Below are 24,902 nucleotides of genomic sequence, written 5' to 3' on the forward strand. Positions count from 1 at the left end.
AATGAAACAGTTTAACTTAGCGCAGGGAGGACGCGACGATCTGCTTCCCGGACTTGTGTGTGCGGACCACGATGCCGTGCAACTCGTCGACGACGTAGTCCGGCTCACGGTCGTTAAACACGACTTCCTGCTCGGTTTCGCCGCTGTCGAGGTTCACGCCGACGATGCCCGGCGCACCCTTGTTGTCCATCTCCACGTCGGTGAGCATGTAAGCGTAGTTGAACGTGGCGTTGGCTGCACTAAAGCGCTTGGACCATGCTCCGAACATGCCCGAGATGTTGTCCTGGCGCATGTTGTTGGCCAGGGTGTTGCTGGACGTGCCAAGTTGCGTATTGAGCGCGGTGCCGGTGTTCATGTAGTAGGCCATGGCGAAGGCCGCCGTGGTGGCCAGTTTCTGCCAGCCGGGTAGCCCAGGTGCTTTGTATTCAACGCCCCAGGCGATCTCGCGGGTCGCCGGCTTGAAAGACAACAGGTGTTGTTTAGCGCGAACGACCACCGTGCCGTTCTGGCGCGGCACCAGGGCGAGCGGAAAATCTTCCTCACTGTTGTCCTTGCGGGCCATGGCGCGCACTCCGCCCAGGGCGAACTTGCCGGCCATTTTGGCGGCCTTCTTGCCTCCGCTCGACTTGGCTTTGAACTCCAGCGGGACGCGGAAGGCCTCCTTGGCTCCGCCGGCGGCGTCCGCCTTCAGGCCAACCAGCGCGCGGGCGTCGGCGATCATAACCGTGTTCGATGGGGCGTCGTAGACCATGTTGGTAGTCGATTCCTTGGCGCCGTCGTAGCGCCACTTCAACTGGCCGGAGCCGGAGTCGAGCGCCACGATGCCCAGCGGCTTCTTCAGTTCAAACTCGCGCTTGCTGGAATCGAAGTAGGTGCCGCCCATGCGGGCGATAACCAGGTTGTTGCGGACCAGGATCTCGGGAATGGCCGCACCGAAGTCGGACGAGGTCCACTTGAGGGTGCCGTTGGCCTTGTCGAAGGCGCGGACGATGCCCTTGGCCGAGCTGTAGACGAGCCCGCCGTCGACAACCGGTGACGAATTCGTACGTTTGTAGTGGCCCTCGGTGACGTCGAAGGGAGCGCCCCACAGGACGTTACCGGTCTTCGTGTCGATCTTGTGGAGGCCGGCGTAGGCGAGATACATGGCACCGTCTTCGAAGGTGGGTTGAGCGTGCCCGTCGAGGTCGACGCGCGGCATGAATTTGCCACTCTTTTCATTGATATACAGGTCGGCCTTGTCCTTGATGGCGCCTTCGAACCGTACCTGGCCGGTAGCCATGTCGAAGCCCATGTAGCGGACCGGCACCTTATTGCCGGCAAACTCGCAGGAGAGGGCAACCACCAGGTTCTCGGCGCGGTGCCCGACCAGGTCGATCAGGACGCCTTTCATCTTCTCGGTCTTCCAGACATCCTCGCCGGTCTCGAGGCTGATGGCGACAAGGCTCGAGTTGTTCGAGAAACGGCTGCTGTTTTCGGCGATGAAGAGCAGCGGGATGCCCGCCACTTCTTCGATGTTGAATTCCAGGAGTTTGCCCAGGTCGGCCCGGGTCCAGAGCAGTTTGCCGGATTCCGTATCGATAGCATGCAGCCCCTTATCCGTGGAAAAGAGGTAGGTGCCGCCCAGGATGACGCGCGACCACTTCACCGAGGCAGGTGCTTCCAGTGCCCATTTCTCCTGAGCAGTCAAAGACATAGCCAACCCACAGACCAGCGCAAGCGTAGTTCCGAGATGTTTTTTCATGGTTCTTCCCAGCAGTTGTTTGGGGGGCGGAAAGGACGCTCTCCTCCGTGAACTGGACGCGGCGTATGACCCGGATCAGGATGATGACGCTACACCAAATCAGGCGTCCCTGACAGCCCCTGCCACACTACGCAGCATCCGCGGGGAAAAGCCGACAGCAATCGAGAAAAAAGTAAACAGATTGACAGGACTGTGAATAGTGGTAGATCTTCGACCACCTGTGGCAGTAGACTCTCTACCACATGGAGAAACCGCGGAAGCTCGAAATGCTGCAAGGGACCCTGGATCTGCTGATTCTGCAGACGCTGCAGTGGGGACCGCAGCACGGGCACGGAATCGGACAGGTGATCCGGGCCAAGTCCGATGAATTACTACAAGTGGAGCATGGGAGCCTGTATCCGGCTCTGCACCGCCTGAGGCGTGAAGGCTGGATCGAATCGGAGTGGGGCATGACGGAGAACAAGCAGCGTGCCCGGTTCTACCGGTTGACCGAGGCCGGCAAGCAGCAACTGATCGAGGAAGAGACGAAGTGGAAGCTGTTCGTGAAGACCATGGCGCGGGTGATGCGCCCACAGGAGTAGACCATGCTCGGCTGGATCCGTTGGTGGCGGCGCCGGAATCAGGAAGAGATTGAGCTGGAGGAAGAGCTGCGAGCGCATCTGGCGATCGAAGTCCAGGAACGTGTAGCGGCCGGGGAAGATCCGGCGGAGGCGGAACGCGCGGCGCGGCGGGCGTTCGGCAATCTGACTTTGATCCAGGAGGAGTCGCGAGAGACCTGGGGGCTGTCTGGCGTCCAGCGTTTTCTGGAAGATGCGCGCTACGGACTGCGGATGCTGCGCCGGACCCCGGTGTGGACCGGCGTGATCTGCGCCACCTTAGCCTTGGGGATTGGGCTGAGTACGGCCATCTTCAGTGTGGTCTACGGGGTGTTGCTGCAGCCGCTGCCCTACCCGCAACAGGAACAACTGGTTGCCCTTTGGCCCACGTGGACGAAGACGGGCAACGGGCGATTAAACGTGAACGCGATGCTGTGGCTGCGCTGGCGGCCCGGCCTGACCCAGATGCAGGACGTGGGGCTGACGCGCCCCATCGCGAACTTCAATCTCACGGGAGATGGCTCTCCGGAGCGATTGCAGGGTGCGCGTACTTCCTACAACGTGCCACGCGTGCTGGGCATGAACCCCATGCTGGGCCGCGTTTTCACCGAGGAGGAGCAACGGGCCGATGCCAAAGTGGCTATTCTGAGCCACGGCTTCTGGCGGCGCCGGTTTGGCGGGGATCCCAGCGTCGTTGGGCGCAAGATCCAGCTCAACGGCCAGCCTTTCGAAGTGATTGGCGTGATGCCGCCCGCCTATGCCTACCCCACCAAGGACTTCGAGCTTTGGACGCCGCTCTACATCCCCCCGGATGAGCAGCAGGCCGATTTGAACTACCAGTACAGGGCGGTGGGCCGGTTGAAGCCGGGCGTGCGGATGCAGCAGGCGCAGGCGGAACTGGACGCGCTGATGCACAGGCTGGCGATCGCTAACCCATTGAGTTTCAAGGGAGACCAGGCGGAGCTTGGGGCGATTGTCGAGCCGCTGGCGGAGAGCGACGCGCTGCAGGTACGCGGCACGTTGTACGTCCTACTGGCAGCGGTGGGCTGCCTGCTGCTGATTGGAGCGATGAACCTGGGCGTCCTCCTGATCGCCAGGGCCAGCGCCCGGTCGCGGGAGATTGCGGTGCGAGTGGCCCTAGGCGCGACGGGCGACCGGCTGCGCCGCCAACTGCTGGCCGAGGTACTGCCGCTGGCGATGGTCGGCATTGCCGGCGGAACCTTGTTGGCGTTGTGGCTGCTACGGGTGTTAATCCCATACCTACCTACAGATACGCCCCGCATCGAGTCGATTGGATTGCATGGTCCAGTGCTGCTCTTCGCCATCGGGGTCGCGCTGCTGGTGGTCCTGTTCGCGGGACTGCTGCCCGCACGGATGGCCGCGCGGGAGTCGCCCTCGGCCGGGCTGCGAGCGAATACGCGTTCGGTGGCCGGCGGCGGCCGGTCCAGGAACATTCTGGTCGTGGCCCAGGTGGCGGTGACGGTGGTGCTGCTCTTTGGCGGAGCCCTGTTCCTGAGGAGCTTCTCGGAACTACTGCGGGTGCAGCCCGGCTTTACGGCGGAGCGCGTGCTGACACTGCATCTGGCCGTGACCAGGGCCCGGTTTCCTGAAGACGAGCAGGTGTCGGATTACTACAACCGATTGATTCAACGGGTGATGTCCGTGCCGGGGGTGACGGCCGCGGGGTTGGTGAACCGGCTGCCGATGAGCGGTATTGCGCAGACCGGCGGCATTGAGTTTGAAGGGCGGACGGACCGCTTTACGACCGATTGGCGTTCAGCCACGCCGGGCTATTTTGAGGCAATGGGTATCCCATTGAAACGAGGTAGGCTACTACTGGAGAGCGACCGGGCCCACACGGCAGCCGTGGGTTTGATCGATGAAAAGCTGGCCCGGACTGTCTTTGGGGCGGAGAGTCCCGTCGGCAAGCGGTTCCGCATCGGCGGCCCGTCGTTCAAGGGGCCGTGGGCGGAGATCGTCGGTGTCGTGGGGCATATCCGGAACGACTCGCCGGAGAAGGACGAGCGTTCGCAGGTCTATTGGCCGGAAAGCCAGCGGACGCAGGACCGCGGCGCGCTGGCGGTGCGGACGACCGGGCCTCCAGAGTTGCTGGCGCAAGCGGTGATCGAGCAGATCCACCGCGAGAATCCGGAGCAGCCGGTCTATGATGTGCGGACGATGGACGAGTGGGTGCAGAGGGTCATGAAGGGGCGCGGCATGATGACGGGGCTGGTCTCCCTGTTTGGGTTTGCTTCGCTGCTGCTGGCCTGTCTCGGACTGTATGGGGTGGTTTCGTATACGGCGGATTTGCGGCTGCGGGAGTTCGGCATCCGCATGGCCCTGGGGGCGGACAGCGGGCACGTGCGCGGGATTGTCTTGCGGCACGCGGGCAAGTTGGCTGCTGCCGGCGCCGTGCTGGGACTGGTGCTGGCCTGGCCGGCGGGACAGGCCCTGCGGAGCCTGCTGTTCGGGGTGAGCAGCAGTGATCTGGTGTCGTGGATATTGGCTCCGGCAGTATTGATTCTAGTGGCTTTACTGTCTGGATTGGGGCCAGCCAGACGCGCCGGCCGGGCTGATCCGGCGGTCACGCTGCGGGCGGAATAGCTCAGCCATTCAGGTCGAGCGTCTGGACGGTTGGCGCCTGGCCATCGTAGAAACGCAGCTCGGGATCTTCCGCCCAGAGCTGGTTGCGGTAGCGGTGCAGCCAGAAGGCAACCAGGGCAAGCAGCGTGTAGACGACCGCAAATGCGACCGGGCTGGCGCCGAGATGCAGCTCCACCCTGATCGCTACCCAGGTATAGAAGATAAAGATCAGGAACCAGATGAAGAGGGAATAAGTAACGTTCCACTTAGCCGCACCGAAGGTGCAGGTGAACGGGATCTTCTGGTACCCGACGAAGAGCGCTTCGCCGAGGACGATGGCCAATAGTCCGCAGTAGCCGGAGTGGAGGATGGCGTCGCTGACGGGCAGCAGCAGGAAGTTGATGGGCGTGGTGAGCAGGATGACGAAGGCCAGCATCAGCACATGGAAGGTAACCGGCCGGGCGGGAGCGGCGATGCGGAACAGCCAGTGGGCCGGCAGGTCGGCCGGGATCTCATAGAGGAACCGGAAGCCGGTTAGCAGGAAGAAGCTGACAATGAGTGGTGCGGAGAGGACGATGTCGGTTTCACGGCTGGTGGTGAGCACCATGGTGAGAACATCGTTCAAAATCACAGCGTTAGCGAGAGCCAGAAAGACTCCGAAAAGCAGGCGGTGAGTGTGGCTGCGGAGGAAGGTCTGCAGGACGAACAGCAGCAGGCCGGCGCGACGGCGGTCCTTGCGAAGGCGGCCGGCCAGCCATTCCAGCCGGTCCCAGACCGGCGCGGCGAAGGACGAACCGCGTTCCAGGGTTTCCGGGATGCGGCGGAAGTGGCGGCGGTAGCTGAGGGCATAGGTGGCCACGGCGGTGAAGCAGCAGACGGCCAGAGCCTGGAGGGCCGTGACAGCGAGGGCGCGGTAGGCGGCATCTGCTTTGCCTAGCAGGACTTCATAGAGACCCAGGAACCAGAAGGGCGGAAGCCACTCGGCCTGGGGCAGGGTGTGGAGTTTTCTGGCCAGGTTGCTGAGCGACGGGCAGAGCAGAAAGAGCGTGAGCAGCGCGGTAAGAATGGAGAACTGGATAGCGGCCGAGACGCCGCGGAAGCGCTCCAACCCCAATGTAGTCAGTCCGATGCCCTGCAATGCGATGAGGAACGTGCAGGCGCAAAGCGACAGCGCCATGGTGGCCAGGAAGTGGGCGCCGACGTACCGGATGGCATCCCATAGCGTGCCGGTATCACCCAGGACAACCAAGGGAAAAAGAATGGTGGCTCCGGCATTCACCGCCAGAGCGAACAGGGCCACGAACGAACCCAGCGCCGCGGCTTTCGCGAGCAGAATGCGGGAGAGGCGCAGCGGCATGGGCGCGAGGATGGCGTGGTCGAGCCGGGTGGGAAAGATGGAATCCCACTTGAGGAGCATGGCGAGCGCCGGGATCACGAGGGCGAGCGTGAGATAGATGATCTTATCGGACCAGGTGGCGGCGTCGCGATCGACGACACGCTCCATGCGAATGAAGGCAATCAGGGACGAGTACTTGCCCATCATCCAAAGCGGGAGGATCAGGCCCGGCATGGCCACGAATCCGAGAATGCCGGTGACGCCGGAGCGGAGTTCGCCCTGGGGGGCGACGAGGTCGTTTTCGAAGAACTGCGCGAGGAAGTGCCGGTAGAGGATTTTATACATCGACTGGCTCCTCTACTCCGTGCGGTCCGTGATGGTATTCAGGATGGCGCGAGCGGTGTGGCCGGAGTCGTCCTGGTGGACGAGTTGGGTGAAGATCTGCTCCAGCGAGGGGAGAGTCATCATGGAGCGCAGGTCATCGACGCTGCCGTCCGCGACGATGCGGCCCTTGTGCAGGATGATGACGCGGGTGGCGACGCGTTCAACGACTTCCAGCACATGTGAGGAGTAGAGGATGATCTTGCCTGCCTGGGCGAGGTCCTTCAGGAGGGCTTTGAGTACCTGTGAGGTGGTGACGTCGAGGCCGGAGAACGGCTCGTCAAGCACGATGAGGTCAGGGTTGTGCAGCAGGGCGCCAGCAAGCAGGATCTTCTGGCGCATGCCTTTGGAGTAGGAGGCGAGGGCGGAGTAGCGAGCGGCGGAGAGTCCGAAAAGTTCGAGGAGGGAATCGATGCGGCGGTTCAGCGCGGGCTGGGGCAGTTCCCGCAGGCGCCCGGCGAGCTGGAGGTATTCGCGTCCCGAAAGAAACGAGTAAAGCTGTGGTTCTTCAGGGACATAGCCGAGACGCCGTTTGTAGGTAATGGGGTCGCCATCGAGCGAGATGCCATCCAGCAGGATCTGTCCGTGGGACGGTTGCAACAGACCCGTGACCATCTTCACCGTGGTGCTTTTGCCCGAACCATTAGGACCAAGGTAGCCCAGGATCTCTCCGGGGGCGATGGTGAAGGAGATGCCTTCCACGGCTGGAACTCCGGAGTAATGCTTGGCCAGATTGCGTGCTTCCAGCATGTCTATCGTTAGACTCCGACGGACCACCGTAAGGTTAGTACCAAGTTCAAAGTAGAGGAGGACTTTTTTCCTGGGATGCCAGGAGGAGGGTGAGTGTGCTGGGGCGGGAGGGGGCTGCCAAAGAAAAACCGGAGCCCTTGGAGGGGCTCCGGTATTGCGTCGCCGGCTGGAATGGAGGCGGGCGCTCGTCGATAAAAGTGTTAGCGGGCAGCGAGCAGGGCGCGCAGGTGGCGGGCGCGTTCCGGAGAGCGAAGCTGGCGGAGGGCCTTGGCTTCGATCTGGCGGATGCGTTCGCGGGTGACGTCGAACTGCTGGCCGATCTCTTCGAGAGTGTGCTCGCGCTCGCAGCCGATGCCGAAGCGGAGCCGGATCACCTTCTCCTCTTTCGGGGAGAGTGTTTTCAGAATGTTAGCGGTCTCGTCGCGCACGTTCGAATCGATGACGGCGTCGACGGGAGAGCCCACCCAACGGTCCTCGATGAGGTCGCCGAGGGCCGATTCGCCATCGCGGCCAACGGGCGTTTCGAGTGACACGGGATCGCGGGAGATGGTCTTGAGCTTCTGGACCTTCTCCACCGGGATGTCCATGCGGCGGCTGATCTCTTCGTTTGTGGGCGCGCGGCCAAGTTCCTTTTCCAACTCGCGGGTAGCGCGCAGGAACTTGTTCATGGACTCGTTCATGTGCACCGGGATGCGGATGGTGCGGGACTGGTCGGCGATGGCGCGCGTGATGGCCTGGCGGATCCACCAGGTGGCGTACGTGGAGAACTTATAACCGCGGCGATATTCGAACTTATCGGCTGCGCGCATCAGGCCGATGTTGCCTTCCTGGATCAAATCCAGAAGGTGCAGGCCGCGATTGACATACTTTTTGGCGACGGAAACGACCAGGCGGAGGTTGGCCTCGACCAGGTCTTTCTTGGCGCGTTCCGCTTCGTGTTCGCCATGGCGAATGACAGTGAGCGTGTGGCGCAGGTCAGAAAGGGTGGCGCCCGCGGTGGTTTCGCGCTTCTTGAGCTCACGCTTGAGCTCACGGATCTTCGACTGGTTATCGTTCTTATTCGATTCCAGCCGCTTTACTTCGCCTTCAAGCTGAGCCATCTCCTCGGCTGCCTTTTCAATGGCGCTCGAGAAGATCCGCCACTTGGGCAACAGCCAGGGGGTATGGCGGATGGCGCGGGAGGTTTCCACCCGCGACCGGTTGAACTTCATGATCGCCTTGCGCCGGCCCTTTTTATTGTTGGAGGCGGTGGCGTCGAGTTTTTCGTGGGCCAACTCCTGCTTTTTGTAGAGGTTGACGAGTTCAGCAAACTGCTCGCGAAGCTCTTTGGCGCGCTTCTCGAAAGCGGAGGTAGCTTCTTCGGCATCGCCGAGGTCTACGTAGTCGTCGAGGTCGGCGGCTTCCTTGCGGATGAGTTCAGCGATCTCGACAACCTGGAGTTGAACCAGGACTGAGCGGCTGATCGCTTTCTGCATGCGAAGCTTGCCGCGTTCCATTTTGCGAGCCAAGTCCACTTCACCCTCGCGGGTGAGCAGCGGCACGGCGCCCATTTCGCGCAGGTAGACGCGAACGGGGTCGTCGGTGTAGATTGATTCCTCGACGGGCTGGGAGGCAGCGAACTCCTCTTCCTGCACGTCTTCCGGGTGGAAGTAATTCGTTTCCTCGTCGAAGGGTAAACCAAGAGGATCCGTCGAGTCGGCTAGAAACTGATCTTCAAAATTGTCCACTTGTGGCAAGCCTCCAGGTTCAGACCTCAAAAGCGCATTCCTTCAACAGCCTGAGGCCCGGCGAACCGGTGAATCGGGGCGTAAGCAAACGGGGTTCGAAACTGAGCCACTGGGCTGGTACACGACAAAGAAGATTCCATAAAGTCAAGCGATAGCAATAGCCTGTTCGGACTCCTTGCCGACAGCCGAGGGTGCTCAAAGTTCGTTCGGTGGCAGACCTCCCAATGACCGGGCCCGCAGACAGACCGACCGGGCACCCACGAAATTGGAAGTTGGTATGGGACGGCTAGACGCTCCGAACTAGGATAGCATGGTTTCAACCGCTTGTTAAGTTCCTATTGTTAGGATGCTTGTGGCCGAAAATAGTTACAGGCATCGTCACAAACGGGGTGGAGGTAAAGGCAGGAAATGTGGCCGTTCAGCCACGCTTCTGACGCATTAAGTCCTTCAATTCACTGAGGAAAGCCTCCACGTCCTGGAAGTCCCGGTATACTGACGCAAATCGTACATAAGCGATCTTATCCAGCGGGATCAACTGCCTCATGAGGAGTTCTCCTATTTCTGTAGTAGAAATCTCCCGTTCGCCTTTGTCCGCCAGCCTTCCTTCCACCTCATCGACCAACTCAGCCAGCTTCGTCATGCTAATTGGCCGTTTCTCGCAGGCTTTCAGGAGGCCGCCGAGGACCTTCTGGCGGTCGAACTTCTCGCGCCGGCCGTCCTTTTTGACGACCATGTAAGGCACTTCGTCAATTCTTTCATATGTAGTAAAACGACGGACGCATTGCAGGCACTCCCTGCGGCGGCGAATGGTGTCGCCTTCCTTGCTTTCACGGCTGTCGATTACACGGTCTTCTTTGAAGCCGCAAAACGGGCAATTCATATGGACGCCTCTCGCTCTACTTCGCGCAATTTACGCCAGCTCAAGCCTTCCCGGAAAGCCAGGATGACCCCAAGCGGCACGATCCCGATGAGGGTGATCGCCCAGGTGACCAGGGCGATGCCGGTGGCTCGCTCGATACCGATATGGAAAAACTCCGTCAAAACGAGGACTGCCACGATCTGGACACCGCCGCCGATGCCTGGAATCTGGACCAGGCCGCCAAAGGCCACAAATCCAATGTAGACGAGGGTACTGGTGACGCCCAGATTTGCGGTGGCGGGAAAGGCGAGGAACAGAGCGTGGTAGCAGAGATAGATAATCAGCCACTCCAGGGCGGAATAGCCATAGAGCAAGGCCATGGACTTGGCGCTACGGGTGGAGCGCAAGCCGTCCATGGCAGCGGAGATGACGGGCAGGAGCCGCTCCTGATGATGCTCCTTGAGAATGGTCAGGGCCGCTTTGAGGCGCTCCTCCAACCGGTCTGAATAGCGCTGCAGGCCGATGAGCACTGCCATGCAGAGGGTGCAGGTGATGCCGGTGAACCAACCGCCGGTCTGAAGCACCCATTGGAGAGTAGGGCCGACCTTCTGGCCGGACTGGACGACGGCGGCCAGGGCGTAACCGAATATGGCGAGCACGATGAGCGTGTCGTAAATGCGCTCGAGCAGCCACGCGGCCAGTTGAGACGGAACAGAGACGTGGGCGGCGCGGGCGATGAGGTAGGGGCGTACGAACTCGCCGGGCCGCCCGAGGAGAACAACGGCCGAAAACCCGATGGCAGTGGCGGTGAAGATGTCCATGCTGCGGGCGAGCGGGGCGATGGGGCGAAGCATGACCATCCACCGCAGGACGCGGCCATAGTAGCTGGCGATGGCCAGCACCCAACCGGCGACGAGCCAGCGCCAGTCGGCGTGGGCCATGGTCGTCAGGAAGACCCTGGAGTCAAAGCCGTTATCGGCCGCACGGCGCACCAGAAACCAGCAGCCGGCGGCCGTGACCGCCAGCATAATCCAGATGCCCAACCGCCAGTGTCCTTCCGCCGCAGGGGAGGTTGCCGCTTGGTTGCTTGGAATGTCGTCCTCGCTTCTCCCCCACGTGGGGGATTCGGGCACTGCTGGAGGTTCTGGCTGCAAGGAATTGAACTAGAATAAGAGATCCGACAGCCGGCTCCTGCAGATTGAGCGAACTTCTCATGATAAATCCTCGTTTCTCAAACTGGAAGGCAACGGACGGACTTACCGGCGCGGAACCAGTCCCAAATTTGGTGAAGACTCCGTTTTCAGTTGTCCCTTCCGTGAGAAAGGGAAGAAGGCATGGCTGCGGTACCTCAAGCAATCGTCTCCGGGATCGGCACCAGCGCGACGCCGCTGGCGATGGTCCCCGGTTCGGGCTTGGGGAACACCTGGGGCCGCCCCACCGTGAGTGATCTCGATCTCGACGCACAACTCGTGGAACGTTGCCTCCAAGGCGACGAGGGTGCCTGGGAAGACCTGGTCAAGGCGCATACGCGGCGTGTGTATGCGATCTGCTACCGCTTTACCGGCAAGGACAGCGAAGCGCAGGACCTGACACAGGACGTTTTTCTCCGTGTTTTCAAATCGGTAAAGAGTTTCCGGGCTGGTGAGGGTTCATTCGCAGTATGGTTGACGCGGCTGACGCGCAACCTGCTGATCGACCACTACCGGCGAACCAAGATGGAACGGGCGACGGATTCCATTGAAGAGCAGTTGCCCATGCTGGAGGAAAAGACGGCTTTGGAATCGCGCACGGATGCGATCCTGGCCGGACGCGAGGCGAGCGAGGCATTGCAGTCGGCTTTGGCGAAGCTGTCGCCGGAGTTGAGGGAGACTGTGATTCTGCGCGACTTGCAGGAGTTGGAGTACCGCGAGGTCGCCACCATTCTGGGGGTGCCGGAGGGAACGGTGAAATCGCGATTGAACCGCGGACGGGCTGAACTGGCCCGCATCCTGCGACGGCAGAAGGTGGTCGTATGAAGTGCATCGATCTCGAGGCTCTGCTTTGCGACTATGTCGACGGCGTTCTGGCGGCGCCCGAGAAGGCTACGGTGGAACTGCACCTGTCCACTTGTGAGGCCTGCCGGGAGCTGGTTGAGGATTCGCGTGCGGCGGTAGAGTTCATGGAAAAGGCGGCGGACGTGGAACCGCCGCCGGCCCTGATCAACACGATCTTGTTTGAAGTCCGGAACGGGAAAACCGCTCCGGTAAAGAAGGCCGGCGCGAAGAACTGGATCGGGCGGTTGTTGGAGCCGGTGCTCCAGCCGAAATTCGCCATGGGGATGGCGATGACGATTCTGAGTTTTTCGATGCTGGGGCGATTTGCGGGTATCCCGATCAGGCAGTTGAAGCCGTCGGATCTGGAACCGGCAAGGATCTGGTCGACCTTGGAAGACAAGGCGTACCACTCCTGGGATCGCGCGAAGAAGTATTACGAGAGTCTGCGGCTTGTGTATGAAGTGCAGCAGACGTTGCGGGACTGGAACGAGACCGACGATTCCCAGGCGACGAAGAAGGGTGGAGGGGCAGTAGCACCTGCCTCGGGGAAGACTGAATCCTCGCCAATGGAAGGGCCGATCGAGACGAAGCCCCAGGGGGAACAGCAAGGGAACAAGCAGGACGGGAGGGCGAGACAATGACGGCTCCTAGTGAGAATGTGAAACCCGTGACGGCGTATTGCCGTTCATGCGGAAAGCCGTTAACCGAAGACACGGCGAAAGTGGCGCATGGTACGGTCTATTGCGAAGACCATCTGCCACAGGAAGCCCAGGAACAAGTACCGCCGCAAGCACAGGCGGCCAACCCCTACTCGTCGCCGTACGGCGCGGGGCGGGCAGTCCCGAATCCGGGGGTTTCACCCGGCCTGGCATTCCTGCTGGGCCTGATCCCCGGCGTAGGCGCCATCTACAACGGGCAATACGCCAAGGGTTTGGTGCATGTCCTGGTGCTGGGTCTGATGATCAGCATCAATTCGACGGATGCGGCCGGCGGCCTGGAACCACTGTTCGTGATGTTGACGTCGGTTTTCTGGTTCTACATGGCATTCGAGGCGTACCACACGGCGCGGCGGCGGATGCTGGGCGAACCGGTGGATGAGTTCTCGTCGCTGGTGCAGATCCGCAACTCTCCGGGCTCGGTGCCGGTAGTGCCGGTGGCTCTCATCGGTTTGGGCGTATTGTTCCTGTTGAATAACCTGGAACTGCTGCGGCTGCGTGTGGTGCTGCGATACTGGCCGGCGCTGCTGATTCTGGCTGGTGTGTGGATGCTGTATTCGAGGATGAGCGGTCCGGCGCCGGAGACTCCGGCCGAGCCCTTCAACTCGAATGTGAATCCGCCCACGGGTCCGGGAGGTGTATTGTGAACACCTCTTATATGCTGGTTCGCGCGGTACGGGGGCCGATCCTGCTGATCGCCCTGGGCAGCCTGATGGCGCTGCACAAGTTTCAGGACATCAGTTTCACCAAGACTTGGCCGGTACTGCTGATTCTACTGGGTTTAATGAAGTTATTCGAGCGGATGGCGCTGAGTGCCAGCGCCACTCCGGCAAGCGGCCCGTATGTGGGCCCGGACGGGCAATTGTAAGGAAGGGAGGACAAGGCCATGAGAAGAGGTTCGTTGGTTGGTCCGCTGGTCCTGATTGTGATCGGCGTCGTCTTCCTGCTCAAGAACATTCGTCCGGATTTGCCTTTGTTTGAGCTCTTCATGAGCTACTGGCCGTTCCTTCTGATCGCCTGGGGCGGTCTGCGGCTGGTAGAAATCCTGGTGAGCTACTTCCGGGGCGCCAAACTGCCGACCAGTGGCATTTCGGGCGGCGAGTGGGCTTTGGTGATTATCCTGTCCGTCGTCGGGTCGTCGGTGTGGGGTGTGCAGCAGTTCACACGCAACGGCCTGGGGCGGTTTCCCATCGGCGGGGTGGAAGTATTCGGCGAGAGCTTCGACTATTCAGTTGCGGCCCAGGACGTGAAGTCCGGCAAGACCCCCCGCATCGTGGTCGACAATGTCCGCGGCAATACGCGCATCATCGCCGCCGATACCGAGCAGGTGAGCGTGTCCGGCCGCAAATCGATCCGGGCCCTGAGCCGGATTGAGGCCGACAAGGCGGATTCACTGACCAAAGTGCAGTGCAACGCCGCCGGCACAACGGTGACCATATCCGGGAACCAGGACCGGGCGGACGGGCAGCGGGTTTCCACCGATCTGGAAATCACAGTGCCGAAGGGCTCTTCGATTGAGACGCGAGGCCGCTACGGTGACTTTGAAATCTCCGATGTGACCGGCGACGTGACCATCAATAGCGACAACGCGGGCGTCAGGCTGCAGAATATCGGCGGTCGAGTGAAGGTGGATACGCGGAAGAGCGACATCATTCGAGCAGTCGATCTGAAGGGTGACCTGGAACTGAAGGGTCGCGGCCGGGACGTGGAACTGGAAAATATCGCCGGGCAGGTGACGATCAATGGGTCGTACTCCGGTGAAACGACACTGCGGAAGCTGGCCAAGACCGTGCGCTTTGAGAGTGCGGTAACGGATTTCCGGGTGGAGCGGATTCCCGGGGAACTGCAGCTGAGCCTGTCGACGCTGACGGCGAACAATGTGGTGGGTCCGATGACGGTGCGGGCCAAATCGAAGGATATCCGGTTGACAGATGTGTCGGATACCATCGACCTGAACATCGACAACGGCAACGTGGAGATTCTGCAATCGAAGCTGCCGCTGGCCAAAATGAACGTAAAGGTTCACTCCGGGGCGATTGAACTGGCGCTGCCCAAGGATGGCCGGTTCTCGTTGGACGCTTCCACGCAGCGCGGCGAAATCACGAACGATTTCGACGACAGGCTGAAGGAAACCAGCGAGCAGCGCGGCGCGAGATTGCGCGGGACACTGGGATCGGGTCCGGAAATCCAACTTTCCACTTCGCGTGGCGAAGTGACGTTACGGAAGATGGGTATGGGCGAGGTTTCGACGCAGGAACTGCCTGCTCCGCCCAAGACCCCGAAGCCGCCGGCGCCGCCGGCCCGCGCGGACAATCAATAGCTGATTAACTAATTAGTTCCGAATCAATAAAATACCGGCCGGCGCCAAGCCAGCCGGTATTTTTGTTTGCGCTGTAGGACCACAGGTCCAGGCTCACTGGCAATCCCCCTAGAAGAGCTAGGTAGCACTGCCCACCCGAGATGGGTGCTCCGCTTGCTGTTATTCCCACGGTGAATCCCACAGAATAAACCTTCAATTCTATCGAGAACATCGGATCCTTTCGGCGAGGAAGTATGAGCGGCGGGGGGACCAGATTGAATTGGATGCCCAGGAGGCAACCGGCCCGTAGAGGCTGGAACCGGGCTCCAATGGGTGGTCGAGCAGTTGTGATCAGGTCGTATCCAAACTAGTGGGTATAAATCAGACTCGAAAGCCACGGACTGCCTGCGCGGTCACGCCCCCGGATCACAGGTGTGCTCAGCGTTGAGATTGGGCTGGAAGAAACATGGCTGAAGCGGAACTAGCGAATAAGCACGTGCGACTGCGGGAAGCCGTCGCCGCGGCAAAACTGGGCCATAAGAGTATGGCGCGCCGGTTGTTCCGCGAACTGGTGGACAGCGATCCGCAGAACGAGGAGGCATGGCTATGGAATGCCGCGCTGGCGGAAACGCCAGACGAAGCGCACCGCAGCCTGGTCAAAGTCCTCGACATCAATCCCAACAATCACCATGCGTTGAACGCCCTGGCGCTACAGAGGTTGCGCGAGGCGGCGCTACGGCAACAGCGGGCCGAGGCGGCATTGGGCCAGAAGCAGCAGGCGGCGGCAGCGGCTTCCTCAGGTGAAATCCAGCCCGCGCCGGTCATCGTGCAGAAGCCGCCGGTGCCCTTCCCTACCCCGGCGACGCAGGTTTGGCCCTGCCCGCTATGCATGGCCGAGTCGACGCATCCGATCGAGCGTTGCGAACGCTGTGGCGCCCTGCTGACGCTGGCGAGCCTGGACGACCTGGCGGCCAGCCGCGACGTGGACGAGAATGCACTCAGCGAGGCCATCCAGCGCCTGCTGAAGGAGATGCGGACGCATCCGACCTTCGAGGGCCATCTGAACCTGGCTCGGGCTTACCTGAACCTCAACCATTCGGCTGAGGCGCTGCCGCATCTGGAGAAGGCCAGCCAACTGAAACCGGGCGAAGCGACGGTGAAGCAGGCATTGGAGAAGCTGCGCAACCGGCGGCTGATTCTGGCCGTGGACGACAGCACGACGGTGCGCAAGATCGTGGCGGTGACGCTGGAGCGCTACGGCTACCGCGTGCTCACGGCTATGGACGGCATGCAGGCGCTGGCCAAGCTGGACGAGCAGCGCCCCGACCTGATCCTGCTGGACATTACGATGCCGCGCATGGATGGCTACCAGGTCTGCAAGACGATCAAGCAGAACGCATATACCAAGCCGATACCAGTGCTGATGCTCTCGGGCAAGGACGGGTTTTTCGACAAGGTGAAGGGCAAACTGGCCGGAGCGACCGACTACCTGACGAAACCGTTCCAGGAAGAGGCGCTCGTCAAGGCAGTGGAGAAACATCTGAAGCCGCGGTCCTAGGGGCCGCAGCTCAAGCGAGGGAAGGATTATGGCAAGAACCATTCTTGTGGTGGACGACAGTCCAGCTCACCTGAAACTGATGCAGTCGGCGATTGAGGGGCGAGGCTATGAGATCCTCACCGCGGCCGATGGGGAAGAGGCGCTGCACCACGCGCAGGCCTACCACCCGGACGTCATCCTGCTGGACGTTGTGCTGCCCAAGAAGAACGGTTACCAGGTGTGCAGGCAACTGAAGGCGGCCGGCGACACCAAGGCGATCAAGATCATCATGGTGAGCAGCAAGTCGCAGGACTCGGACCGTTACTGGGGCCTGAAGCAGGGCGCCGACGGCTATGTCACCAAGCCCTTTGAGCCGGCCGACCTGCTGGCCGCGGTGGAGAGCGCGCTGTAGTTCGCAGGCGAGGTACGCACCATGAGCGGCTCCGAACGCGACGATCTCTTTCTTGGATTCGATGACAGGACCCCGGTCGAGGGCGGCGATCTGCCCATGGACGGGCTGCTGGCGGAGCTGCTGGGCAACTGGCAGGATGTGGAGTCGAGTGAACTGGAAGCCGGGCCTGACCGGCTGTACGAGCCGGCGGCGGATGAACCCGTCTCCGTTTCGGCGCTGATGGACCGGCTGCTGCTCGACGACTCAGAAGCAACGGCAGAGGCGCGCGTCGCCCAGCCCGAAACAACGGTAACGGAGCCCCTGCCAGAGACTTTCGTCGATCTGGAGTCGCTATCGATTGTGCTGCCTGGCGAGGAGCCCGGTACTGCGCTGCCGGCCGGGCCTGTAGCCGACAGCCAGGTGACAGAGCCGCAGCCGCTGGGCTGGAAGCACGCTGCGGAGGAAGTGAGTTTCCTGGCGGACCTGCGTCCGGTGCTGCCCGCCGTACCCAGGGAGGGGCTGCCCACAGTCGAGAGGGTGGAACCGGTGGAAGCCGGGCACGCGGAGGCCCCGTCCACAGGTACCGCAACGGAAACCGAGCGTGACGACGGCGCACTGCGGCTGCTGCTGGGCGCCATGAAGCGCGAACTCGCGGAGAGCGTCCGGCCCAGGCTGCCCGAGCCGCCGCCGGGCGCGGGCCGAGTGACGGAGCGGTTCCTGGCCTTTCAACTGGCGGGCGAGAGCTACGCCGTCCCGCTGACTCGCGTGATGGAAACGGAGCGCATGCCGAAGGTGACGACCGTTCCGGGCCTGCCTGCCTTCGTGATTGGAGTGGCGAACCTGCGCGGCGCGGTGCTGCCGCTGGTGGACCTGGCGATGCTGCTGGAGCTGGAGAGCCCCGGCCGTCCGCACGATGCCCGAATTCTGGTGGTGCGGCCGTCGCCCGACGATTCGCCTGTAGCCCTGGTGGTGGATGCGCTGCAGGGCGTGGCGATGCTGGCGAGGGAAGAGCTACATCGCACACCGCATTGGCTGGACGGCCGCACGACCCCGTTTCTGGAGGGGATCGGGTCGCACAAAGGGCGGCTGTTGAGTGTGTTGGATCTCGATAGGGTATTTGCCGCATCAGAGCTGCGCGAACAGCCAGCGGCTTTTTGATCACGATCGGCTCCGGCACGGGGCTGGAGCGGGAGTTGAACGGTTTGGAGAGGTAAGGAGAGTTCGGTCACCATGAAGAATCTGAAGATCTGGCAGAAGCTGATGGTCCTGGCCCTGCTAGGCGCCACACCCATCATCGTATTGATGTTCCTGTTCGTCACCAGCCGGAACGAGCAGATTGCGAAGTCGCGCGCTGAAATTGCCGGACTCGAATCGCTGCAACCGGTGCGGCGGCTGTTGGAACACCTCGCGCAGCATCGCGCGCTGACCAATGTTTATCTCAACGGTGACCTTTCGGTGCAGAACGAACTGGTCAGGTTGCAGGGCAACGTGGCCAGCGATATGCAAGAAATTGCGGCCGATACAGGCAAGCAAAAGGAATACGGCAAACAGTGGGACCAGATCACTGCCACCTGGAACATCCTCAAGGAGCGCGTGCTGACCATGGCCCCGAAGGATGCGTTCTCACTGCACACGGCCGCCATCCAGAATACCCTGACGCTGATCCGCCAGATTGGCGACTCCAGCGGCCTGACGATGGATCCGGATGTTGAGTCGTTCTATCTCGCGGACAACCTGCTGGTGCAGGTGGTCCAGACGGCCGAGGCGCTGGAGGAGTTGCGCGCCCAGGGCGCGGGCAGCACCAGCAAGGGAAAATTGTCGGCGGAAGATACGGCGCAGATGATCTTTCTGTCGCGGCAGATCGAGAACACCAGCGCGGTTGTGGAGCGCAACGCGGACATGGCCATGTCGAAGGACAAGGCGATGCGCGAGTCGCTGGAACCGAAGGTGCGCGCGGCGCGTGAAACGGCGGGGTACTACTCGAAGCTGACGCGCTTCCAGTTCATTGAAGGAATCCCGTCGGTGACGGCAAAAACGTATTACGAAGACGGCTCCAAAGCCGTGGCCGCGTACTTCGCCGTGTGGGACGCCAGCAGTTCGGCCATCGCCGGATTAGTGGAAGCGCGCATCGCGGAACTGAACAGCCAGAAGTGGGTGCAACTCGGCTTTGTTATCTGCATCCTGCTGCTGGCCGCGTTCGCGACGCTACGCATCCAACGCGGCATTACGGGCCAGGTGAGCCACATCATGGCCCTGCTCAAGCAGATTGATGCCGGCAACTTCCAGGCGCGCGCCGAGGTGCGGTCGAGCGACGAACTGGGCAGCATCGCGGTGGGGCTGAACAGCACGCTGGACAATACGCTGAGCCTGATGCAGTCCCGCGAAGAGCGCGACCAGATCCAGCACAGCATTTCGCGGCTGCTGGACGAAGTAAGCGGCGTGGCCGAAGGCGACCTGCGGAAGGAAGCCGAGGTGACGGCCGACATCACCGGCGCCATTGCGGATTCGTTCAATTACATGATGGCTGAGCTGCGCACGATCATTTCGACGGTGCAGAAGACGACGTTTGCGGTAAACAATTCGGCCAACCAGGTGCAGACCACGACCGAGGTGCTGGCACGCGGCAGTGAAGAGCAGTCGGTGCAGATCATCCAGGCCTCGTCGGCCATTGAGCAGATGGCGGGCAGCATCCAGCAGGTGTCGAAGACGGCATCGAGCGCCGCGGTGGTTGCGCAGGAAGCGTTAGGCAGCGCGCAGCAGGGCGCGCAATCGGTGCGTAAGACGATCGAGGGGATGAACGCCATCCGCGGCCAGGTGCAGGAGACATCCAAGCGCATCAAGCGGCTGGGCGAGAGCTCGCAGGAGATTGGCGAGATCGTCGAGCTGATTGGCGACATCGCGGACCGCACGAGTATTCTGGCGTTGAACGCGTCGATCCAGGCGGCCATGGCGGGCGAAGCGGGTAAGGGCTTCGCAGTGGTCGCGGACGAAGTGGAACGGCTGGCGGAACGCGCGACGGAAGCGACGAAGCGCATCGGCGCCCTGATCAAGTCGGTGCAGGGCGACATGACCGAAGCCATTTCGGCCATGGAAGAGACGACGCGCGAAGTGGTGGGCGGGTCGCAACTGGCCAACGAAGCCGGCCAACGGCTGTCGCAGATCGAGGCGGTATCTAAGCATATTGCGGATTTGGTGTCGCAGATCTCGCAGGCAGCGCAGCAGCAGGCCGCGGGCTCGGAGTCGGTCGCCCGCAACGTGACGGGGATCTCTGACGTAACGCAACAGACGGCCGATGGCGCGAGGCAAGCTGCTTCCTCGATTCGTCAACTGGCGGCCCTGGCAGAGGAGCTCAACCGCTCTGTCAGCCGCTTCAAACTGCCGGTGAGTGAGACAAGGACTCCTCTCGCCGCTTAGGCGGCAGAGGCGGAAGTGACAAGGAGCGAGCTATGAGCAATGCGCTCGATCCCGAGGTGCTGCGCGGCTTTCTGGAAGAGGCGCGCAGCTACCTGCCCGGCATGGATCGCTGTCTGGCGTCCCTGCGGGCCATCCCCGGCGATCAGAAGGCCGCCGAGGAACTACACCGGTTGTCGCACTGCGTCAGCGGCGCCAGCCGTGTCATCGGCATGAGCGAATTGGGCGAGGCGGCTCGCGTGGTGGAGACTCTGCTGGATCCGGTGGTGCTGGACGAACAGCCGCTGGATCCGGCCGCCCTCGAACCGATGTCGGCAGGCGTGCGGCGCATGGCGCAACTGTTGGCCGACATCCCGGAACCGGAGGCTCCGGTCGAGCTGCCCGAGCCCCGCTTTGACCGCATTCCGGCCGACCTGCTGGCAGGCTTCCTGGAGGAAGCGGACGAGCATCTGCAAAGCACCGGTATCCAGTTTCGTGATCTGAGTTCGAGAACTTCGGACCGTGGTCCGGTGTTGCGCGAAATCCGCCGGTCGATCCATACCATCAAGGGCGCGGCAGCGATGGTGGGCCTGGAGACGTTCAGCCGTCTCGCGCACCGCATGGAGGATTTGCTCGACCTGCTGTATGAAGGCCGGTTGGAATACTCGCCGGACCGTCATGAGTTGCTGGTGGCAACGTACGATACGCTCAGCGATCTGGTGCGGCAGAAGGGCCGGGTGGGTCCGCTTTCCCACCAGATTCGGGAACTGTTGCAGGTTTTCGACCTGGCGGTGGCCGATCTGGAAGAGCCCAGTGGGATGGAGGCGGAGCCGGCGGCCGCATTCCCGATGGAGCCGGCACCGGTGCCGATTCCAGAAGCGGAAACGGCGGATTCCAGCCGCATGGTGCGCGCCCCGCTGGAACGGCTGGACGACCTGGTCCGCCTGGTGGGCGAGCTGTTCGTGAACCGCTCGGGGTTTGAGCGCCATCTGGCGTCCTACGCGCGGGAGGTGGAAGAGCTCAACCTCAGCCTGCAGCGCATCCGCCGCCTGACGGCCCAGTTTGATTCGGAGCACCTGGAACTGCCCTCGGGCAACCGCTTGGCGGCGCCTTCGGACAAGGGCGATTCCGCGCCTGAGTTCGATGCGCTGGAGTTCGACCGCTACACGCAGCTCCATTTGCTTTCCCGCGAACTGACGGAAACGACCAGCGATCTGGCAACGGCTACCTCGCAGTTGAAGCAGTTGATTGGCTCGTTCGACAGCTATGTGAGCATGCAGGGCCGTCTGACGAGCGAAGTCCAGGACAAGCTGGTGCGGCTGCGCATGGTGCCGTTGAACCTGCTGGCCAACCGCCTGCACCGCACGGTGCGCGTGGCTTCCCAGAAGAGTGGAAAGCTGGCGGAATTGGAAGTCGAGGGCATGACGGCCGAACTCGACAAAAGTGTAGTGGAGCAGTTGGCCGCGCCGCTGGATCACCTGCTGCGCAATGCTGTCGATCACGGCATCGAGTTGCCGGAAGTGCGGCGCGCCGCCGGGAAGCCGGAGCAGGGCCGTGTGCGCCTGCGGGCCACGCAGGAAGGCACCGAAGTGGTGATCCGCCTCAGCGATGATGGGGCCGGCGTGGATCCTGAAAAGATTCGGGAGACCGCGGCCAGCCATGGTTTCCTGACGGAGAGCGAAGCGGCCCAGGCTACTCGGCAGCAGCTTTTTTCGTTGATCTTCGAGCCGGGCTTCAGTACCTCGGCCACGGTGAGCGAGATCTCGGGCCGCGGTGTTGGACTGGACGTGGTCAAGAGTGCGGTGGAAGCGCTGAAGGGCAGCGTCACACTGGAATCGCCGGTCGGGTCGGGCGCCACGTTTACAGTGCGCATGCCTACAACGCTGGCGATCACGAAGGTCCTGTTTGTGGAAGACCAGCAGGAGACGTATGCCCTGCCCCTGGCCGCCATCTCGCAGGTGGCGCGGCTGGAGCCGTCCCAGTTGGAGTATGTGAGCCACAAGCCGGTGGTGCGGCTGGGGTCCAGCCTGCTACCGCTGCTGTACTTGTCCGAAGCACTGAATCTACCGCGAGCCGAAGCTGGTCCTTCTCCGCGGCAGCCGCTGCTGGTACTGCGGTCGGGCAATGAGGAGTTCGCGCTGGCAGTGGATCACATCTCGGGCGCCCGAGAGGTGATGGTGAAGCCGCTGGCCGGCATCATGCGCCGCTCGGCCAGCATCGGCGGAGCTACGCTGACGGGCGACGGGAACGTGGTGCTGATCCTGAATCCAGTGGCGTTGTCGCCGGGCTTCCAGCAGACGCAGAAGGTGCGGGCCGGTGCAGCTCGTGCGGTGGCGGTGCAGCGCCGTCCGCTGAATGTGCTGATTGTCGACGATTCGCTGAGCGTGCGGCGCGTGGTGGCCAATCTGGTCAAAAACAATGGCTGGACTCCGCTGCAGGCCAAGGACGGGCTGGAAGCGCTGGAGATGCTGCAGCACATCGACCACAAGCCCGACGTGATCCTGATGGACATCGAGATGCCGCGCATGGACGGCTTCGAACTCACGGCCACGCTCCGCTCGCAGGCCGATTACCGCAAGACGCCGATCGTGATGCTGACTTCGCGCGCCGGTGAGAAGCACCGCACGAAGGCGCTGTCACTGGGCGCGACCCACTACCTGGTGAAGCCCTATCAGGAAGAGATGCTGCTTTCCATCCTGAGGAATAGCGCCGACGGCGGCTCGAATACGACGAGGGTAGCCTGATGCCGGAACATGTGCTGCAGGTGCTGATGTGCGACCGGCACGGCCAATCGTTCGCAGTGGGCGTGGAAGAGATCGCCTCGATCGAGCGGGACCGTTCGGCCCTGTACCGGACGCTGCTGGTGGATCGCGCCACCGGAGAGCGCATCGCGGTGGACCGCGTGGGTGGCGTGACCGAAATCGAGCGGGCGTCCATCTGCCAGCCGCCGGAACGGCTGGGGCTGGCCGGCCAGGGGCTGCTGGGCGTGGTCGAAATCGATGGCGCCTCAGTGCCTCTGGTGAAGACCGCGTTTCTGGCCACGTCAGAGCCTATCCGGATGCAGCCTGCGCTGATTGCTCGGGCCACACCTGGACGGATCGCTCCCGCCGTGGAAGAGCCGCAGATCCTGGTTACTACCCTACGGCTGGCTCGATCGAATACGCTGCGCCCGGAAGTGGTGGTGGGCATCCCGCTGGAACAGGTGCTGGATGTGTCGGAACCCCTGCCCTGGATCCCTTTGCAGGTGGAGGGTGGCTGGCTGCGGGGCATCTTGGCCTGGCGCGGCCAGACTGCGCAACTGGTGGATCTGGCACGCTGCTTCGGCCTGGAACCGCAACTGGGTGCGGCCGAGGAGCGCTTGGTGGTCGTACGCGGTACGGGTCGTCACGAGCCCATCGCGTTTATGGCATCGTCCGCGCTGCAACGCGTCAATCCCAGCCAGTCGACCGCAATCCATCCCGAGGACGTGGGACTTCGCACCGAGGCGATACGCGGCGTATTCCGCTGGACGGGCCGCCTGCTGGTGGTCCCGGACATCGATGCGCTCCTATAGTTTAGTTTTTGTAATACTACGGCGCTTCGCTATTACACAACTCTTACAGAACTAAAGACAAACCCCTGTTAGCTTGGGATCAGAGATTCCTCACTGGGCAATCTATCCCTGAACAACCCATGACTGCTGACCTTGTCACACTGACCAACCGCCGGCGGATGAACTGGATTACCATCGTCGTGCTGGTGCTGTTCCACATTGGGGCCGTAGCGGCCCTGTTTATGTTCAGCTGGCGGAACCTGCTGGTAGCCGCCGGCCTCTACTACCTGGCGATCGGCCTTGGCATCAGCATGGGTTATCATCGCCTCCACACGCACCGGTCGTACAAGGTGCCGCTGTTCCTGGAGTACTTTTTCGCGGTTTGCGGCGCCCTGACGCTGGAGGGTGGCCCCATTTTCTGGGTGGCCACGCACCGCATCCACCACCAGAAGTCCGACCAGCCCGGCGATCCGCATTCGCCGCGCGACGGCGCGTGGTGGTCGCATGTCGGCTGGATCATCTTTGGTGAGGCCAACCACAACAATACAAAGATGATGGCCAAGTACGCTCCGGACCTGGCGAAGCACAAGTTCTACCTCTGGCTGAACAACTGGCACTGGATTCCGATGGTCGCACTGGGCTTGATCCTGCTGGCCGTGGGCGGTCTACCGCTGATGCTGTGGGGCATCTGCCTGCGCGTCGTCGTCGGCCTGCATGCTACCTGGCTGGTGAACTCCGCCACTCACATGTGGGGCGGCCGCCGGTTCAACACCCGTGACGATTCCCGCAACAACTGGTGGGTCGCGCTGATGACGTTTGGCGAAGGCTGGCACAACAACCACCACGCCCATCCCACTTCAGCCCGGCATGGCCTGGCTTGGTATGAGTTCGACCCGTCCTGGATTCAGATCAAGGTTCTCAAGGCGCTGGGCATCGCCAAAGCGATTCGTGTCGCGTCCATCACCTCCACCGTGGCTGACCGCGAAGCCGCCTAGTATCAAACTATTCTCCATCGCCCCGCTGCCCGGCTG

At 62.1% G+C, this 24,902-nt stretch carries 20 protein-coding genes; 14 read left to right on the forward strand and 6 right to left on the reverse strand.

Features of this window, described 5'->3' with window-relative positions:
- Positions 1-16: 16 nt before the first annotated feature.
- Positions 17-1,693 (reverse strand): PQQ-binding-like beta-propeller repeat protein, encoded by a 1,677-nt coding sequence (locus ACR9Y2_RS04535; RefSeq protein ID WP_435039867.1) that lies wholly within the window; start codon positions 1,691-1,693, stop codon positions 17-19.
- A 290-nt stretch (positions 1,694-1,983) separates the two neighbouring features.
- Here ACR9Y2_RS04535 and ACR9Y2_RS04540 point away from each other — a divergent pair, with 290 nt between their 5' ends.
- On the forward strand, positions 1,984-2,322 hold the full coding sequence (locus ACR9Y2_RS04540) for a PadR family transcriptional regulator (RefSeq protein ID WP_435039868.1): 339 nt from the start codon (positions 1,984-1,986) through the stop codon (positions 2,320-2,322).
- Between the two features lie 3 nt (positions 2,323-2,325).
- The gene (locus tag ACR9Y2_RS04545; RefSeq protein ID WP_435039869.1) at positions 2,326-4,941 is read left to right on the forward strand and encodes an ABC transporter permease; all 2,616 of its coding nucleotides are present in this window, start codon (positions 2,326-2,328) and stop codon (positions 4,939-4,941) included.
- Between the two features lies 1 nt (position 4,942).
- Here ACR9Y2_RS04545 and ACR9Y2_RS04550 read toward each other — a convergent pair whose 3' ends face one another.
- From ACR9Y2_RS04550 to ACR9Y2_RS04570, 5 genes are all read right to left on the reverse strand, one after another.
- The gene (locus ACR9Y2_RS04550) at positions 4,943-6,601 is read right to left on the reverse strand and encodes a hypothetical protein (RefSeq protein ID WP_435039870.1); all 1,659 of its coding nucleotides are present in this window, start codon (positions 6,599-6,601) and stop codon (positions 4,943-4,945) included.
- 12 nt (positions 6,602-6,613) lie between these two features.
- Positions 6,614-7,387, reverse strand: coding sequence for an ABC transporter ATP-binding protein (locus ACR9Y2_RS04555; protein WP_435039871.1), 774 nt, complete (start codon positions 7,385-7,387; stop codon positions 6,614-6,616).
- 200 nt (positions 7,388-7,587) lie between these two features.
- Positions 7,588-9,114 carry an RNA polymerase sigma factor RpoD gene (gene rpoD / locus ACR9Y2_RS04560; protein ID WP_435039872.1) on the reverse strand — a complete coding sequence of 509 codons (1,527 nt, stop codon included), beginning with the start codon at positions 9,112-9,114 and terminating at the stop codon, positions 7,588-7,590.
- Positions 9,115-9,532: 418 nt separating this feature from the next.
- Positions 9,533-9,994 carry a transcriptional regulator NrdR gene (gene nrdR / locus ACR9Y2_RS04565; RefSeq protein ID WP_435039873.1) on the reverse strand — a complete coding sequence of 154 codons (462 nt, stop codon included), beginning with the start codon at positions 9,992-9,994 and terminating at the stop codon, positions 9,533-9,535.
- Positions 9,991-11,016, reverse strand: coding sequence for a lysylphosphatidylglycerol synthase transmembrane domain-containing protein (locus tag ACR9Y2_RS04570; protein ID WP_435039874.1), 1,026 nt, complete (start codon positions 11,014-11,016; stop codon positions 9,991-9,993). Before ACR9Y2_RS04570 ends, nrdR begins: the two co-directional genes overlap by 4 nt.
- Positions 11,017-11,307: 291 nt before the next feature.
- On the opposite strand from ACR9Y2_RS04570, the gene ACR9Y2_RS04575 reads away from it, so the two are divergent.
- The 12 genes from ACR9Y2_RS04575 to ACR9Y2_RS04630 all read left to right on the forward strand — a co-directional run bounded on the left by ACR9Y2_RS04575 (position 11,308) and on the right by ACR9Y2_RS04630 (position 24,866).
- Positions 11,308-11,988 carry an RNA polymerase sigma factor gene (locus ACR9Y2_RS04575; RefSeq protein WP_435039875.1) on the forward strand — a complete coding sequence of 227 codons (681 nt, stop codon included), beginning with the start codon at positions 11,308-11,310 and terminating at the stop codon, positions 11,986-11,988.
- Positions 11,985-12,647 (forward strand): anti-sigma factor family protein, encoded by a 663-nt coding sequence (locus tag ACR9Y2_RS04580; protein ID WP_435039876.1) that lies wholly within the window; start codon positions 11,985-11,987, stop codon positions 12,645-12,647. The genes ACR9Y2_RS04575 and ACR9Y2_RS04580 overlap by 4 nt, the downstream gene beginning before the upstream one ends.
- Complete coding sequence (locus tag ACR9Y2_RS04585; RefSeq protein WP_435039877.1) at positions 12,644-13,369, forward strand: LiaI-LiaF-like domain-containing protein; 726 nt, start codon at positions 12,644-12,646, stop codon at positions 13,367-13,369. The genes ACR9Y2_RS04580 and ACR9Y2_RS04585 overlap by 4 nt, the downstream gene beginning before the upstream one ends.
- The gene (locus ACR9Y2_RS04590) at positions 13,366-13,590 is read left to right on the forward strand and encodes a LiaI-LiaF-like domain-containing protein (protein ID WP_435039878.1); all 225 of its coding nucleotides are present in this window, start codon (positions 13,366-13,368) and stop codon (positions 13,588-13,590) included. Before ACR9Y2_RS04585 ends, ACR9Y2_RS04590 begins: the two co-directional genes overlap by 4 nt.
- A gap of 18 nt (positions 13,591-13,608) precedes the next feature.
- Complete coding sequence (locus tag ACR9Y2_RS04595; protein WP_435039879.1) at positions 13,609-15,042, forward strand: DUF4097 family beta strand repeat-containing protein; 1,434 nt, start codon at positions 13,609-13,611, stop codon at positions 15,040-15,042.
- Between the two features lie 445 nt (positions 15,043-15,487).
- Positions 15,488-16,579 carry a response regulator gene (locus ACR9Y2_RS04600; protein WP_435039880.1) on the forward strand — a complete coding sequence of 364 codons (1,092 nt, stop codon included), beginning with the start codon at positions 15,488-15,490 and terminating at the stop codon, positions 16,577-16,579.
- 28 nt (positions 16,580-16,607) lie between these two features.
- The gene (locus ACR9Y2_RS04605; protein WP_435039881.1) at positions 16,608-16,970 is read left to right on the forward strand and encodes a response regulator transcription factor; all 363 of its coding nucleotides are present in this window, start codon (positions 16,608-16,610) and stop codon (positions 16,968-16,970) included.
- A 21-nt stretch (positions 16,971-16,991) separates the two neighbouring features.
- Positions 16,992-18,107, forward strand: coding sequence for a chemotaxis protein CheW (locus ACR9Y2_RS04610; RefSeq protein WP_435039882.1), 1,116 nt, complete (start codon positions 16,992-16,994; stop codon positions 18,105-18,107).
- Positions 18,108-18,179: 72 nt separating this feature from the next.
- Positions 18,180-20,363, forward strand: a complete 2,184-nt coding sequence (locus ACR9Y2_RS04615) for a methyl-accepting chemotaxis protein (RefSeq protein WP_435039883.1) — start codon at positions 18,180-18,182, stop codon at positions 20,361-20,363.
- Between the two features lie 32 nt (positions 20,364-20,395).
- Complete coding sequence (locus ACR9Y2_RS04620) at positions 20,396-23,083, forward strand: hybrid sensor histidine kinase/response regulator (RefSeq protein WP_435039884.1); 2,688 nt, start codon at positions 20,396-20,398, stop codon at positions 23,081-23,083.
- The gene (locus tag ACR9Y2_RS04625) at positions 23,083-23,892 is read left to right on the forward strand and encodes a chemotaxis protein CheW (protein ID WP_435039885.1); all 810 of its coding nucleotides are present in this window, start codon (positions 23,083-23,085) and stop codon (positions 23,890-23,892) included. Before ACR9Y2_RS04620 ends, ACR9Y2_RS04625 begins: the two co-directional genes overlap by 1 nt.
- Positions 23,893-24,011: 119 nt before the next feature.
- A complete protein-coding gene (locus tag ACR9Y2_RS04630) occupies positions 24,012-24,866 on the forward strand; it encodes an acyl-CoA desaturase (protein ID WP_435039886.1) in 855 nt (284 codons plus the stop codon).
- Positions 24,867-24,902 lie beyond the last annotated feature (36 nt).

This window comes from Paludibaculum fermentans (assembly GCF_051172195.1).
In the GTDB taxonomy this organism is placed as follows: domain Bacteria; phylum Acidobacteriota; class Terriglobia; order Bryobacterales; family Bryobacteraceae; genus Paludibaculum; species Paludibaculum fermentans_A.